The organism is Anoxybacillus gonensis (assembly GCF_001187595.1).
Lineage (GTDB): Bacteria > Bacillota > Bacilli > Bacillales > Anoxybacillaceae > Anoxybacillus > Anoxybacillus gonensis.
Genome location: NZ_CP012152.1, coordinates 1,570,662 through 1,586,544 on the forward strand (window position 1 = coordinate 1,570,662; position 15,883 = coordinate 1,586,544).

At 43.6% G+C, this 15,883-nt stretch carries 12 protein-coding genes; 2 read left to right on the forward strand and 10 right to left on the reverse strand.

The window, feature by feature from the left end; translation table 11 throughout:
- Positions 1–10 precede the first annotated feature (10 nt).
- The 7 genes from AFK25_RS08250 to gabT all read right to left on the reverse strand — a co-directional run bounded on the left by AFK25_RS08250 (position 11) and on the right by gabT (position 9,408).
- Positions 11–823 (reverse strand): electron transfer flavoprotein subunit beta/FixA family protein, encoded by an 813-nt coding sequence (locus AFK25_RS08250; RefSeq protein ID WP_035067569.1) that lies wholly within the window; start codon positions 821–823, stop codon positions 11–13.
- 98 nt (positions 824–921) lie between these two features.
- Complete coding sequence (locus AFK25_RS08255; protein WP_035067571.1) at positions 922–2,070, reverse strand: saccharopine dehydrogenase family protein; 1,149 nt, start codon at positions 2,068–2,070, stop codon at positions 922–924.
- Positions 2,071–2,083: 13 nt separating this feature from the next.
- Positions 2,084–3,559 (reverse strand): aldehyde dehydrogenase family protein, encoded by a 1,476-nt coding sequence (locus AFK25_RS08260; protein WP_035067573.1) that lies wholly within the window; start codon positions 3,557–3,559, stop codon positions 2,084–2,086.
- Complete coding sequence (locus tag AFK25_RS08265) at positions 3,556–5,181, reverse strand: thiamine pyrophosphate-binding protein (RefSeq protein ID WP_035067575.1); 1,626 nt, start codon at positions 5,179–5,181, stop codon at positions 3,556–3,558. Before AFK25_RS08265 ends, AFK25_RS08260 begins: the two co-directional genes overlap by 4 nt.
- A gap of 89 nt (positions 5,182–5,270) precedes the next feature.
- Positions 5,271–6,650, reverse strand: a complete 1,380-nt coding sequence (locus tag AFK25_RS08270; RefSeq protein WP_033383436.1) for an APC family permease — start codon at positions 6,648–6,650, stop codon at positions 5,271–5,273.
- 14 nt (positions 6,651–6,664) lie between these two features.
- Positions 6,665–8,107 carry an aldehyde dehydrogenase family protein gene (locus AFK25_RS08275; protein WP_035067577.1) on the reverse strand — a complete coding sequence of 481 codons (1,443 nt, stop codon included), beginning with the start codon at positions 8,105–8,107 and terminating at the stop codon, positions 6,665–6,667.
- Positions 8,095–9,408, reverse strand: coding sequence for a 4-aminobutyrate--2-oxoglutarate transaminase (gene gabT / locus AFK25_RS08280; RefSeq protein ID WP_035067579.1), 1,314 nt, complete (start codon positions 9,406–9,408; stop codon positions 8,095–8,097). The genes AFK25_RS08275 and gabT overlap by 13 nt, the downstream gene beginning before the upstream one ends.
- A gap of 408 nt (positions 9,409–9,816) precedes the next feature.
- Here gabT and AFK25_RS08285 point away from each other — a divergent pair, with 408 nt between their 5' ends.
- Positions 9,817–10,974, forward strand: coding sequence for a CaiB/BaiF CoA transferase family protein (locus AFK25_RS08285; protein WP_026011702.1), 1,158 nt, complete (start codon positions 9,817–9,819; stop codon positions 10,972–10,974).
- The gene (locus AFK25_RS08290) at positions 10,964–12,154 is read left to right on the forward strand and encodes an acyl-CoA dehydrogenase family protein (RefSeq protein WP_021095283.1); all 1,191 of its coding nucleotides are present in this window, start codon (positions 10,964–10,966) and stop codon (positions 12,152–12,154) included. Before AFK25_RS08285 ends, AFK25_RS08290 begins: the two co-directional genes overlap by 11 nt.
- A 20-nt stretch (positions 12,155–12,174) precedes the next feature.
- Here AFK25_RS08290 and AFK25_RS08295 read toward each other — a convergent pair whose 3' ends face one another.
- From AFK25_RS08295 to AFK25_RS08305, 3 genes are all read right to left on the reverse strand, one after another.
- A complete protein-coding gene (locus AFK25_RS08295; RefSeq protein ID WP_003395822.1) occupies positions 12,175–12,501 on the reverse strand; it encodes a DUF3870 domain-containing protein in 327 nt (108 codons plus the stop codon).
- 85 nt (positions 12,502–12,586) lie between these two features.
- Positions 12,587–14,269 (reverse strand): dihydroxy-acid dehydratase, encoded by a 1,683-nt coding sequence (gene ilvD / locus AFK25_RS08300; protein WP_035067580.1) that lies wholly within the window; start codon positions 14,267–14,269, stop codon positions 12,587–12,589.
- Between the two features lie 130 nt (positions 14,270–14,399).
- Complete coding sequence (locus tag AFK25_RS08305) at positions 14,400–15,854, reverse strand: glutamate synthase subunit beta (RefSeq protein WP_035067583.1); 1,455 nt, start codon at positions 15,852–15,854, stop codon at positions 14,400–14,402.
- Positions 15,855–15,883 lie beyond the last annotated feature (29 nt).

Below are 15,883 nucleotides of genomic sequence, written 5' to 3' on the forward strand. Positions count from 1 at the left end.
GCTACTCCCCCTATACAAAAAGCTCTTTTTTCTCAAGTATAATAGACAACAGTTCGTTTACTTGCTCTTCTTTTGTTCCTGTTAATATTTTTCCACCTTCTGGCTTCGGTGGTGCCCATACTTTTGATACAATCGTTGGAGATCCTTTCAATCCTAGTTGTTTGCGGTCAACATCTTCTAAGTCGTCTGCAGTCCAAATCGTTGGTTGATATCGTGCGGCTTTAATCATGTTTGGCAATGGTGCAAAGGAGATGTCATTGATGTCTTTTTCTACAGTAAACAAACAAGGTAATTGCGATTTCACCACTTCATAACCATCTTCTAATTTACGATGAACGATCGCATACCCTTTTTCTTTATTCACTTCAACAACTTTGTTTACACCAGTTAGAGGAGGAATGTTTAAACGACGTGCAATGCCAGGTCCGACTTGCCCCGTATCCCCATCGATCGTCATTTTTCCACAAATGATGAGGTCAATCGGACGATGTTTGGCGATTTTTTCGAGCGCCTTTGTAAGCGCATAGCTTGTAGCGAGCGTATCAGCTCCGGCAAATGCTCGGTCTGAAATCATATACCCTTCATCTGCCCCGAGCTCGATACATTTTTTAATGGCTTTTACTGCTGGTGGAGGACCCATTGTTAAAACAGATACGATTCCACCGTACCTCTTTTTTAAACGAACAGCTTCTTCTACCGCATGCGCATCATACGGGTTTAAAATAGCAGGAGCACTCGCACGGTCCATCGTGTTCGTTTTCGGGTTCATTTTAATAATTTTCGTATCTGGCACTTGCTTAATACAAGCTACAATATGTAGCATATGTTCACCTCCAAATCTATTTCATGTATACATATTCTAGCATAATAAATAAATTAGCCGTCATAACAATCAGAAAATTTACCGTTTTGTTCACAATTTCAATGAATAGTGGCACGAATAACAACACCGCGACGAACCATTTCTTCAATATAGCGATCTCCCGGAACAATTTGTTCAGGTGGATACGCCCCACGCTTTTGAATCGTTCCGTCGCCAATCATTTGTGCAACGACAGAAACCGTATAGGCCGTTGAACGTGCCATTGCCGTGACTTGTTTTTGACGGTCTTTCTCTGTTACCATTTCGTACTCGTACGTTCTTTCTTTCCCATCTTTTTCCCCCGACACAATTACGCGCAATAAGACGACATCGTCTTTTTCTTTTAAATCTAAAAGTGGCGTAAGTACTTTTAACAATACGTCACGCGGACGTACGATTGCTCCATCGACTTCTACTTCGTAGTCTCGACGCGTGAATTGTAAATCGACAAGAAGCTGAAATTTTTCTGCATGACCAGGATAGCGAATCGTTTTATATTCCAAACATTTTACATGCGGGTAAGAACGTGACAACGTCGATGTTCCTCCTGAGGTATGGAACGCTTCAAGCGGTCCAAAACGCTCAAAATAAATCGTTTCAACTTCTGATAAAGACGGTACTTGTTGCTTTTGTCCATCACGAATAATTAAGGATGGATCGGTGTAATGATCGAGTAAACCTTCAAGCGAAAAGACGTGATTATATCCAAGCGGCGGTTCTGGCCGAAGAGGAATACCGCCAACATATAATTTAATGGTATGAACGCGATCCAGTTGACTCGCTCCATATCCTGTTAAAATATTAATCATTCCGGGAGCAACACCTAAATCTGGAATTAACGTAACACCTGCTCGTTTTGCTTGTTCGTGTAAAGCGAGGACACGATCTGTCATATGCCCGATATGCCCACCCAAATCTACTGCGTGCACACCCGTTTCAATGGCCGCTTTCGCTACCTTTTCGTTAAACGTATAAAAAAGTGCATTAATGGCTACATCATGCCCATGCATCGCAGTCTGCAGTTCTTGATCATTCGCTGCATCCACTCGCTTCACTTTCACTTTTTCTGATGCCAACGAACGTTGAACGTTTTTCGCTTTCTCCTCATCGACATCCGCAAGTGTTACGGATAATACCCCTTGCTGTTCAATTAAATCTCGCACCGCTTCTTTTCCCATTAAACCTGCTCCAAGAACAATGACATTCATCGTCTGACCTCCTTCACACATCAATTTGAGCGCGTTGTAATTTGCCACTATAGTCAACGTAAATGCTTTTCCACTCCGTAAATACATCGAGTGCTGCGACACCTGAATCACGATGTCCGTTGCCTGTTCCTTTCGTTCCACCAAAAGGCAAATGAATTTCTGCTCCTGTCGTTCCTGCATTCACATATACAATGCCCGTATCAAAATCACGTATCGCCGTAAACGCTCGATGAATATCACGTGTAAAAATGGCACTAGAAAGCCCATAATCAACGCTGTTATTCACTTCAATCGCTTCTTCTAAACTACGAACGGATATAATCGATGTGACTGGACCGAAAATTTCCTCTCGCGCAATTCTCATCGTTGGTGTAACGTTTGTGAACAACGTTGGAGCGTAATAAAACCCACCTTTGTATGGCTCATCTTGCAGCATATACCCACCTGCAAGTAACGTTGCCCCTTCATTTCTTCCGATTTGAACGTAATGATGAATTTTTTGTAACGCATCTTGATTAATGACTGGTCCGACTTTTATTCCTTCCTCTAAGCCGTTCCCAACTGTTAATGTGCTTATCGCTGCGAGTAACCGTTCTTCTACTTGTTTTTTTACATGTTCATGAACAATAACTCGGCTACATGCGGTACAACGCTGACCTGATGTACCAAAAGCACTCCATATAATGGCTTCTACAGCAAGCGCTACATCGGCATCATCCATGACAATAATGGCATTTTTCCCACCCATTTCAAGCGATACTTTTTTCAAATGACGTCCACACGTTTCCGCAATGCGCCGCCCAACTTCATTGGATCCTGTAAACGAAATGACTTTTACATCTCGATGCTCAACAAGCGCTTCACCCACTACAGAACCGCGTCCATGTACCACATTAAATACACCGTTTGGTAAACCTGCCTCCTCAAATATTTGCGCAAGTTGCTGTGCCATGATTGGTGTTTCTAGCGCTGGTTTCCAAACAACTGCATTGCCGGCAACGATAGCAGGAAATGACTTCCACGTTGCAATGGCGATTGGAAAGTTCCAAGGGGTGATTAATCCGACGACACCAATCGGCGCACGGACGCTCATTGCGAACTTATTCGGTAACTCTGACGGAGTTGTATCGCCAAATAACCGTCTCCCTTCCCCTGCCATGTAAAACGCCATATCAATTCCTTCTTGTACTTCTCCACGCGCTTCCTCAATCACTTTTCCCATTTCCATCGTTAATAGGCGAGCCATTTGTTCTTTTCGCTCTTGTAGTAACATGCCCACCTTATAAAGCACTTCAGCTCGTTTTGGTGCTGGAACGAGTGCCCATGCTTTTTGGGCTCGTTTTGCCGCCAACACCGCCTGTTCGACATCTTGTTCATTTGATATTGTCACTTCTCCAATACACTCACCATTCGCAGGATTCACAATCGGCACAAACCGATTGCTGACCGATGACACCCATCGTCCGTCTATATAGTTTAATACTTTCATTGTTTTCCTCCCCTCGCCTGTTCAATTGTTAAAAATGGAGATAATATGTTCGGATCTGTCATGACTTCAATCACAGTTGGCTTATTGTTTTGGAGTGCTGTAGTAAACGCGGATGAAAATTGTTCTCCTGTTTCTACACGCATACTATCAGTTCCGAAGCAACGCGCTATACTTGCAAACGATATATCGCTGAAATCTGTTCCAATGACGCGCTTTGGATAACGAAGCTCTTGATACATGCGAATCGTTCCGTACATTTGATTGTTAAACACCACACTAATGATAGGAATGTTATATCGAACGGCTGTTTCTAGCTCTTGGATCGTCATCATAAACCCGCCATCTCCGCTTAATGAAACGACGGGACGATGTGGATTTGCCAATTTCGCACCAATCGCTGCTGGTAATCCGTATCCCATCGCTCCTGATGTTGGCCCAATATATGTATGTTGCTGAAATTGAAAAAATGAATGGAGCCAACTTGCGAAATTGCCCGCATCATTTGTAATGATCGCTTCGGATGGGAGAAGATGTTGAAGGATGTGGATCATTTCTTCGTTTACATTCCGTTTCATGGACGGAAGTGACGAAAATCGTTCGTATGTTTTCCGCCGTTCTTGTACCCAATCTGTCCATGACGGGTGAAGTTGAATATTTAACAACCGACTTAACGCCTCTTTCGCATCAGAAACAACACCAATATGCGGAGAATATGTTACACCGATGACATCGTAATCGATATCAATATGAATGAGCTGTTGCGTCGATAATAACTTATAATCTTGTGTCGTCACTTCTGACAAGCGCGTACCGATGGCTAAAACAACATCTGCTTGTTCCACCGTTTCAATGATCGCTCGTTGCGTTCCTAAACCAAGATGACCAACGTAAAGAGGATGATCGTTTGGAAATACATCATGTCGACGAAAAGAAGACATGACGGGAAGTGACCATTTTTCCGCAAATAAACGAAGGACGTCTATGGCTTTTGACCATATAATTCCTCCACCCGCAATGACAACCGGTCGCCTCGCTGACCGCAACAACTGCTCAATGCGTTGAATATCCTCCTCGTTCGGTGCTGGTTTTGGAACAATCGTTTTTGAAAACGTCACGTGATCGACTTGTTCATGAAGAACATCTTCAGGAAGCGCAACGACAACGGGCCCAGGCCTTCCTGTTTGAGCAATTCGAAACGCCCGTGTCAACAGCTCCGGCAACCTTTGTGCATCGTCAATCTCTACTGCCCATTTGGCTAGAGGACGAAAACATGCTTCAACATCTATTTCTTGAAAGCCTTCACGCCCCCGAAACGATCGCGCAACTTGTCCTAACAATACAACCATTGGCGTCGAATCTTGTCTTGCTGTATGAATACCGATGGCAGCATTTGTTGCTCCTACCCCTCTTGTCGCCATCACCACACCGACTTTTTTGCTCGCTTTCGCATATCCTTCTGCCATAAATGCGGCGCCGCCTTCATGACGAGCAGAAATGAGTTGGATCGTTTTCTCAGAAAAAAGGGCATCAAGGATCGGTAAATAACTTTCCCCCGGCACACAAAAAACATGAGAAATGTCCTCACTTTTTAAACATTGAACGATCGCCTCCGCTGCATTCACTACAAGCCCTCCTTTCTTTTTGTATCATGTATACACAAATGAAATCGTTTTATGACCTCACAAACAAAAAGAGGAGCATATTCGCCCCTCTACATCCGATGTACATGTTCTGTTTGCTCCATTGTTTTCGTTTTTATTCGCACGATAAAAAATGCCCCAATCACCCACCATCCCATAAATATGAGCCACTCATACGGCCAGACAAGCTGAGATGGCATACCTGGCATGTATAAGAAAATAAATCCGATCGACAATACGAGCGCGATCCAACCGACAGCTGATGATTGACCGACTTGAAACGGACGTGGCATATTTGGTTCTTTTTTGCGCAATGCAATAAATGATAAAGCAACAAGGAAATAAGCAATGATGATTGAAAAACCTCCTGCATCTACAAGCCAAACAAGCATTGGTCTGCCGAGTAGAGGAGCGAATGTGGCGAGCGTTCCAATGAATAAGATCGCATTGGATGGTGTTTTGTATATTGGATGAATGCGGGCAAACCATTGTGGAAGAAATCTTTCTTGTGCCATCGCATAAAGCACGCGGCTACCCCCGATAATAAACGCGTTCCAGCTTGTTAAAATGCCAGCTAATCCTCCGATGATGAGCACCTTTGAGAAAAACGAACTACCTAATGCTACAGCCATCGCGTCCGCTGTTGGAAGCGATGAGTTTGTCAACACATCATCCGGCAAAATGTATGATACTGCGAAAACAACCGCGACATAAAACAAAACAGCTAAAGCGACAGATAAAATGAGAATTTTTCCAATCGAACGTTGTGGAATTTTCATTTCTTCTGCTGTTTGAGGAATGACGTCAAAACCGACAAACATAAATGGAGTCATAACTAACACAGCGAGTAAGCCGGCCGACCCATCTTTAAATAATGGCTGTAAATTTGATGTTTCTCCATTTATGAGTGAGCCACTTAAAAGTGCCATACCAACAAGAAAGATGACAAACGTCAATACGACTTGCAAAAAGGCTGCGCTTTTTACCCCACGATAGTTGATCCATGTAATGATGATTGAACCGATCATGCCAATCATCACCCATGAGACATTCACATCCCAACCTGCAATCGTCCAAAGATAGCCAAATTTAAATGTTGGGAATAAGTACTCAATCACTGTTGGGAGCGCAACAGCTTCAAATGCTACAACTGATAAATAGCCAAGAGCAATTGCCCAAGCAGCGATAAACGAAGCCTTAGGTCCGAGAGCTCGCAAAACGAAATAATGTTCCCCGCCGACTTTCGGCATGGCTGATGACAACTCCGCATATGTCAAACCAACAAAAATAACAAGAATTCCCCCGATTAAAAAGGCAATGATCGCTCCGAGTGAACCTGCACTCGTAATCCACGTACCTGAAAGCACAACCCATCCCCAACCGATCATCGCTCCAAATGCCAATAACAACACATCTAATTTCGTTAATACTTTATGAAACTGTTGATCCATTACATATCCCCCTTTCACATATTTGGATGTGGCCGAATAGAAATCGTTTGATACGCAGTAAAAAATTCGATGGCCGCTTGCCCTTGTTCACGCGTGCCTGAGCTGGACTGCTTCATCCCGCCAAACGGTGCTTGCGGTTCCGCACCGCCTGTCTCGCCGTTCACTTGCACCATTCCCGCCTCGATATGTTCAATAAAGTAAAGCGCTTTCGATACATCATTTGTAAATAGCGACGCGCTTAAACCGTAAATGCTATCGTTTGCCATTTCAATCGCTTCATCAATGGATGCCGCTTCTACAATCGATAGGACAGGACCAAATATTTCTTCTGTCGCAATAATGGAGCGATGGGAAACAGAATCAAATACAGTTGGCTCAATATACCAACCTACATCGTCGTTCGCTCCCCCTCCAATCAGCAGCCGTCCTTCTTGTGTTCCAATATGGATATAACGCTGAACCGTTTCAAATTGTCCTTTCGAGACAACCGGCCCCATCGTCACTTGTTCGTCCATTCCATTTCCAACTCGAATACGTCTCACCTGTTCCATCACATGCGTTCGAAATACATCGATAATCTCTTTCTCAACAAATACGCGACTCGTTGCCGTACAACGTTGCCCCGTTTGTTTCATCGCTCCTTCTACAACGAGTCGAGCCGCAAATTCGATATTTGCATCTTTTAAAACGATAGCTGGATTTTTTCCACCGAGTTCAAGTTGATATTTTGCCCCACGAGCTGCTGCTTTTTTTGCAATTTCACTACCAATCGCATTCGAGCCTGTAAACGTAATCGCATCGACATCTTTATGTTCGACAATGGCATCACCAATCGTGCTTCCACGGCCGACAACAAAGTTTAAAACTCCTGGAGGTAAGCCTGCTTCTGCAAACAATTCAACGATACGAGCCCCTGTAGCGCTTGCTTCTAGTGCAGGCTTAAATACAACCGTATTTCCATAAACGAGGGCAGGGGCAATTTTCCATATTGGAATAGCTAGCGGAAAATTCCATGGAGCAATCACAGCTACAACCCCGACAGGCACACGTTTTGTAAAAAATAAATTTTTTGCATCAAATGACGGTAACACTTCCCCTACTTTTCGCAACCCTTCGCCGGCATAATAACGTAAAATAGCTGCGCTACGATATACTTCTCCTTTCGTTTCAACAAAACGCTTCCCCATTTCTTTCGTAGCCAATTCCGCCAATTCATCCGCGTATTGCTCAAATAAATGAGCGACTTTTTGCAAATACGCACCACGCTCCGGGGCAGCCGTTTGCGCCCACTTTTTCTTTGCTTTCACCGCAGCAAACACCGCCTCATCCACATCATGAACAGATGAACCGGCCACGATCGCAACGAGCTCTTTTTGATCAGCTGGATTGTATCGCTCAATCGTTTCACTTTTCCCTTTCAGCCATTGACCATCAATGTAGTTTTTCACTTCACGCATCGTTTCACCACCTTTTGTTGTACTTCTGCTAATAGTTGGTGTAAAATAGAAAAACCTTTCTGTAGCTGCTCATCCGTCATCACAAGCGGTGGTAAAAAGCGTACAACGTTGCTGTATAATCCAGCGCTTAAAAAGATCGCTCCGCGCTTCCATGCCTGGGAAACGATATATGCTGTTTGTTCTTTCGCTGGCGTTTTTTGCTCCCGATCTGTTACAAGCTCGATCGCGCACATCGCTCCAAGCCCGCGCACATCACCAACGATATCAAACTGTTGCTTCATTTCTTCTAAAAGCATCATCATTTTTTCACCAAGATGACGGGCACGCAAAATAAGCTGTTCTTCTTCAATGACATCTAAAACAGCGAGTGCAGCTGCACATGCCAATGGACTTCCAGAAAACGTACCACCAAGCTGACCAACTTCAGGGGCATCCATTATTTCACTTCGGCCAACGACTGCACTGATCGGCACCCCCGCTCCCATCGACTTCGACAATGTCATTAAATCAGGTGCTACACCGAAGTGTTCCATCGCAAACATACGCCCGGTTCGAGCAAAACCAGTTTGAATTTCATCAGCAATCATCACGATGCCATGCTCGTCGCAAATGCGACGAATCGCCTGCATAAATTTCGCCGATGGAACGACAAATCCACCTTCTCCTTGTACAGGTTCAATAATGATCGCGGCCACATGATCAGGCGCTACTTCCGCAGTAAAAAACTGTTGCAGTGCTGCTATTAACTGTTCATCCACCTCATCTGCCGTTTGCCCGTTTGCCCGATAATAGTATGGATATGGAAATTTATACACCTCAGGAGCGAATGGACCAAATCCTTTTTTATATGGCATCACTTTGCTTGTTAGCGACATCGTTAATAGCGTCCGACCATGATATCCACCTGTAAATGACACAATCGCCGGGCGACCTGTATACTTTCTTGCAATTTTCACAGCGTTTTCTACTGCTTCAGCACCACTATTTAAAAAAATCGTTTTTTTCGGAAAGTCACCCGGTGTTAGCTCATTTAATTTTTCTGCTAATAACACGTACGATTCGTAAGGCGTCACGTGAAAACATGGATGAATAAACGCTGCTGCCTGCTGCTGAATGGCAGCGACTACTTTTGGGTGACAATGTCCAACGTTTTGTACACCAATCCCCCCTGCAAAGTCGATATATTCGCGACCATCTATGTCGCGAATCATTGCTTCTTTTGCTTCTTTAATAAAAATTTCCGTCACATTGTATGGCGCTCTTGCAACCGCTTCTCTTCTTCGTTCCATCCAATTCGACATGATCTCTCCTCCTTCGACAAATAAAAAGCCAGTTTAATCATCGTGATGACACAATGACTAAACTGGCTGGTGCTTATGCGTTGCTCGCCGATCAGACGAGTAAAATAAGCTCCACAGTTTTTGCTTATTTGCTTTTATTTTAAGACAATCTTTTTGATTTTGTCAAACTATTTTTAAAATAAAAAATATTTACAAAATAAATGTGTTGTTTTATACTGAAAATAGCTAACCCCACCAAACAACTGACCGTTTGGCTTCGGGTAGCAACGTAACTTTTTTTGTTAAAGAACTGTTCCGATTCGACCGACTTTCTTTTCGAAAGGCACGCTCGAATCGTTTATGCCAGTTCCTTTCCTGTACGTTGTAGGGAGGGACTGGCTTTTTTATTACGAAAATGGAGGTGAACAAATGGCCGGAGCTTTAGATGGGATTCGAGTAATTGACTTAACGCGCGTTCTTGCTGGTCCATATGCCACAATGATTTTAGGTGATCTCGGGGCAGATGTCATAAAAATCGAGGCACCTGGTGGATCAGATGATACGCGATTTTGGGGACCACCGTTTCAAAACGGGATGAGCGCCTACTATGCAGCGGTCAATCGAAACAAGCGAAGCATAACTGTCAATTTAAAAGATGAAAGCGGAAAAGAAACGATTCGTCAACTTTCGAAAACAGCCGACATCATCATTCACAATTTTAAAACCGGAACGATGGAGCGGCTTGGGCTCGGGTATGATGATCTGTCAGTCATCAATCCGCAACTCATCTACTGTTCAATTACTGGATTTGGTGAAACAGGCCCGTATCATCATTTAGCTGGCTATGATTATATTATTCAAGCGATGAGCGGCTGGATGAGCATTAACGGGACAGAACAATCCGGACCATTAAAAGTTGGTGTTGCGGTCACAGATATCTTTACCGGTCTGTATGCAGCGATCGCCGTACAAGCAGCACTCATCGCCCGACAAAAAACAGGGAGCGGACAAAAAATTGATTTAAGTTTATTTGATTGTGCCATTAGTGCACTTGTAAACGTTGCGTCGAATTATTTAATGTCCGGTGAAGTGCCAAAACCGTTAGGAAACGATCATCCAAATATCGTTCCATATTCGACATATGAAGCAAGCGACGGTTTGTTTGTTGTCGCAGTCGGAAACGATCGGCAATTTCAGGCGCTATGCGAATTGCTAGAAGATCAATCGATCGGTGCAGATGAGCGATTTCGAACAAATGCCGGCAGAGTCGCTCATCGTCATGAGCTAAATCGCCGGTTAAACGATGAATTAAAAAAGAAAACGCGCGCACAATGGCAACAATTGTTTGAACAAAAAGGCATTCCTTGCGGCCCTGTGCACACGCTCGATCAAGTGTTTCAACATGCACAAACGCGCGCACGAAACATGCTTATCCACATGAATCATCCAGATGTTGGAGCGTTAAAACTTGTCGGCACACCGTTAAAGTTTTCACACACACCGGTCACATATCGGTTCGCACCACCCCTTGCAGGAGAACATAACGATTTATTTATTAAAGGAGGAAACAAACTTGATGAACTTTGATTTTACTCCAGAACAAGAAATGTTGCGACAAACTGTAAGAAAATTTGTTGATAAAGAAATTTTACCCCACATAAAAGAATGGGATGAACGAGGCTATTTCGATCCAAACATTTTAAAACGTCTTGCGCAATTAAACTTAATGGGCGTATGCATTCCAGAGCAGTACGGCGGAATGGGGATGGATTACAATTCGCTAGCCATCGTATGTGAAGAGCTTGAACGTGGAGATACTGCGTTTCGCACAGCAGTTTCTGTCCATATTGGACTTAATAGTTTAACACTACTTCAATGGGGAACAGAAGAACAAAAACAAAAATATCTCGTGCCACAAGCAAAAGGGGAAAAAATTGGGGCATTCGGATTAACCGAGCCAAACGCCGGTTCAGATGTTGCAGCTATTTCCACAACCGCTGTACGCGATGGAGATGACTACATTTTAAACGGACAAAAAACGTGGATTTCTCTTTGTGACATTGCCGACCATTTCATCGTTTTTGCTTACACAGATAAATCAAAAAAACATCGCGGTATTTCTGCTTTTATCGTTGAACGGACGATGCCTGGTTTTTCATCACGTGCCATCAAAGGAAAACTTGGCATTCGTGCAGGCAATACAGGTGAGCTGTTTTTCGACAATGTCCGCGTCCCAAAAGAAAATTTACTCGGGGAAGAAGGAGAAGGATTTAAAATTGCGATGTCCGCGCTCGATAACGGACGATTTACTGTTGCTGCTGGGGCTTGCGGCTTAATTATGGCTTGTTTAGAAGCAAGCGTGAAATATTGTCACGAACGAAAAACGTTCGGAAAAGAAATTGGCCGCCATCAACTCGTACAACAAATGATTGCCAATATGGAAGCAGGGTTGCAAATGAGCCGTTTGCTCGTATATAAAGCAGGATTTTTAAAAAATAAAGGAAGACGAAATACGCGCGAAACGTCGTTAGCGAAATGGATGGCATGCGACTTTGCAAATAAGGCAGCTGATGACGCAGTACAAATTCACGGGGCTTACGGCTATTCCAATGAATATCCTGTAGAACGATATTTACGAAACTCAAAAGCGCCAGTCATTTACGAAGGAACGCGCGAAATTCATACGATTATGCAAGCGGAATACGTGCTTGGCTATCGTCAAGATAAACCGCTCCGAAAAATGCTTCCAGCTTGGGAAGAAAAATAGAAGGTGGCTCGTGTCACCTTCTATTTTTCTGCATGCATCTTTTCTTCTAGTTTACAATATTGTTTATACAAATCTTTTAATGCTGCGCATAACGCTTGATTTGCTTTTCCTAAATACCCTTCATGTAATTGAGCGAGCGGCTCGTCAATCCCATCTTTTAATGAATGTCCTTTTAACAACCGCGCCACATAATCACGGCCGTGTTCTGTTGCTAACGTACAAGAAGCATCAACGATGACACCGTACTTTTTATCTACCTCTGCCGTAATTGTCAACGTATCAAACACGCTTTTTGCCGCCATTCCTGAAGGCAATCGTGCATGACCGGCAATGAATTGCGTATTCATTTTTTTCACTCCCATCATCGTTTTACTTCTTTAATTATAACGGAAGCTTGTTTTGCATTTACGAACAACCTTTCGACAAAATTCTTTAAATTTTCATAATTCCACCTGTACTTGCGGACGTGACGAGCTTCGAGTAGCGAGCTAAATAACCTGTTTTTACTTTTGGTTCAAACCCTTTCCAATTCATTTTTCGTTTTTCCCACTCTTCTTCTGGAACATGTACATCAATTGTTCGTTTAACAATATCAATCACAATATGATCTCCATTTTCCACAAATGCAATCGGGCCTCCTTCAGCCGCTTCTGGTGATACGTGCCCAATCGATAGTCCACGGGAAGCCCCTGAGAAACGGCCGTCCGTAATGAGCGCTACTTTCGTCCCTAATCCCATCCCGACAATTTGTGATGTCGGTGCTAACATTTCTGGCATACCCGGTCCACCTTTTGGCCCTTCATAACGAATAATGACGACATGCCCCGGCTGTACTTTTCCTGCTGCAATTCCTTCAAGTGCTTCTTCTTGAGAGTCAAATACAATCGCCGGTCCTTCATGGCGTGTAATTCCTCCTTGAATGCCACCTGTTTTAATAATTGCACCGTCTGGGGCTAAGTTGCCGAACAATACAGCTAGTCCACCTGTTTCAGAATACGGACGGTCAATCGGACGAATGACTTCATAGTTTTTCACTTCGCACCCTGCAATGTTTTCGCCAAGCGTTTTTCCAGAGACCGTCAACGCATCTAAATGAAGTGTGCCTTCTTTTTTGGACAATTCATGTAATACGGCAGACACTCCACCTGCTTCATGTAAGTCTTCAATATGCATATCCGATGCTGGTGCAAGTTTTGCTAAATGCGGTACGCGGGCCGCAACTTCATTAATGCACTCAAGCGGATAATGAATGCCTGCTTCATTCGCAATCGCTAACGTATGTAGCACCGTATTTGTTGAACCACCGAGAGCCATGTCAAGTGCAAACGCGTTATCAATTGCTTTTTCGGTCACAATATCACGTGGTTTAATATCGTGCTCGATTAAATACATTAACTGTTGAGCCGAACGGCGCACAAATTCTTTTCGTGCCGGATCAATGGCTAAAATCGTACCGTTACCCGGCAGAGCTAAACCAAGCGCTTCAGCTAAACAGTTCATCGAATTGGCTGTAAACATCCCTGAGCAAGAACCACATGTCGGACAGCCGTACTGTTCAAGTTCTTGTAACCCTTTTTCGTCAATTTTTCCTGCTTGATACGCCCCCACTCCTTCAAATACAGAAGAGAGCGAAATTTTTTTCCCATCGCTTGTCACACCTGCTTTCATCGGCCCCCCGCTTACAAAAATGGTTGGAATGTTTAAGCGCATCGCAGCCATCATCATACCAGGTGTAATTTTATCGCAGTTTGGAATGCATACCATCCCATCAAACCAATGCGCAGAAATGACAGTTTCAACAGAATCGGCAATGATTTCACGGCTCGGCAACGAATAGCGCATGCCAATATGTCCCATCGCGATGCCGTCATCCACTCCGATCGTATTCATTTCAAACGGTACACCGCCTGCTTCACGAATCGCTTCTTTCACAATTTTCCCAAACTCTTGTAAATGAACATGTCCCGGAATAATATCAATATACGAGTTGACAACCGCAATAAACGGTTTATTGAAATCTTCCTCTTTTACCCCTGCCGCGCGCAATAAACTACGATGTGGCGCACGGTCAAATCCTTTTTTAATCATATCGCTACGCAAAGCAAATCCCTCCATCTTTTCTGAACTTGTTAAACATTGTAACACTTTTTTAAATAAAATGACAATTCAAAAAATAAAACTTCCATTATGCATGAAAAAGGCGTCCATGTAAGGACACCTTCCAAATCCATGTTTTATAATAATATCATGACAAAAAATCATCAACTTCTTTTGCTGCTTCCTGACCTTCATGAATAGCCCAGACGACAAGACTTTGCCCGCGTCTTGCATCGCCTGCGACAAATACCCCTTCGACATTTGTTTTATATTGTGACGCTTTTACTTTTTTGTTTCCTGTTTCTATTCCAAATTGTTGTAAAAGCGATGGCTCTGGTCCTTCAAAACCGATAGCAATCAACACGATGTCACACGGCCATACTTTCTCTGTACCCGGAATTTCTTTAAATACAATACGCCCATGTTCGTCTACTATTTTTTCCATTTGAATCGTATGCAGTTCTTTTACGTTCCCTCTATTATCACCGACGATTTTTTTCGTTTGAATGCAATATTGGCGTGGATCCGTACCAAACTTCGCTTCCGCTTCTTCATATGCATAATCAACAGTAAAAATAAGTGGGTATTGTGGCCACGGATTATCATTTGCACGGTCAGTCGGCAATGCGGGGTGTTTTCCGAACTGAACAACGCTTTTACATTGTTGGCGAAGCGCTGTTGCCACACAGTCAGCTCCCGTATCTCCACCACCGATGACGATGACATGTTTATTTTTTGCATCAATAAACGTTTCTTCTTTTTCACCCGTCAACAACCATTTTGTTGTTCGGGTTAAGTAATCCATCGCAAAATGAACGCCATCTAACTCACGTCCTTCTATAACAAGATCGCGCTGTTTTTGCGCTCCAATACAAAGAACAACCGCATCATATTGTTTCTGTAACTCATCGACGGTAATATGCTTGCCAACTTCTGTATTCGTGATAAACGTAATTCCTTCTTCGCTAAGCAGGCGCACACGCCGTTCGACGACATCTTTTCCAAGTTTCATATTCGGAATGCCGTATGTTAATAATCCCCCTATGCGATCGGCACGCTCGTATACAGTGACAAAATGGCCTGCTTGATTTAATTCGTCTGCACATGCTAAACCCGCTGGCCCTGAGCCGATCACAGCGACTTTTTTTCCCGTTCGCTTGTTCGGAATGCGCGGTTGAACCCAACCTTCTGCGAATGCTTTGTCGATGATTGCTCGCTCAATTCCTTTAATGGCCACCGCCGGATCGGAAATAGCTACGGTGCACGATCCTTCACACGGTGCTGGACAAACACGTCCCGTAAACTCTGGAAAGTTATTCGTTTTTGCTAACCGTTCAAACGCTTCTTTCCAACGTCCACGATATACAAGATCGTTCCATTCTGGAATGAGATTATGAATCGGGCAACCAGATGTTAAACCATTTAGTTCCATTCCCATATGACAAAAAGGAGTACCGCAATCCATACATCGCGCTCCTTGACGTGCTAACGTTTCGTTTGAAAATGGAAACGTATATTCATTCCAATCATGTAAACGGGAAAGCGGATCGCGCTTTTTTTCTTCCTCCCGTACATATTCCATAAATCCCGTTGCTTTCCCCATCGTTCTCCCCCTTTCTTTTTTTACAGAAG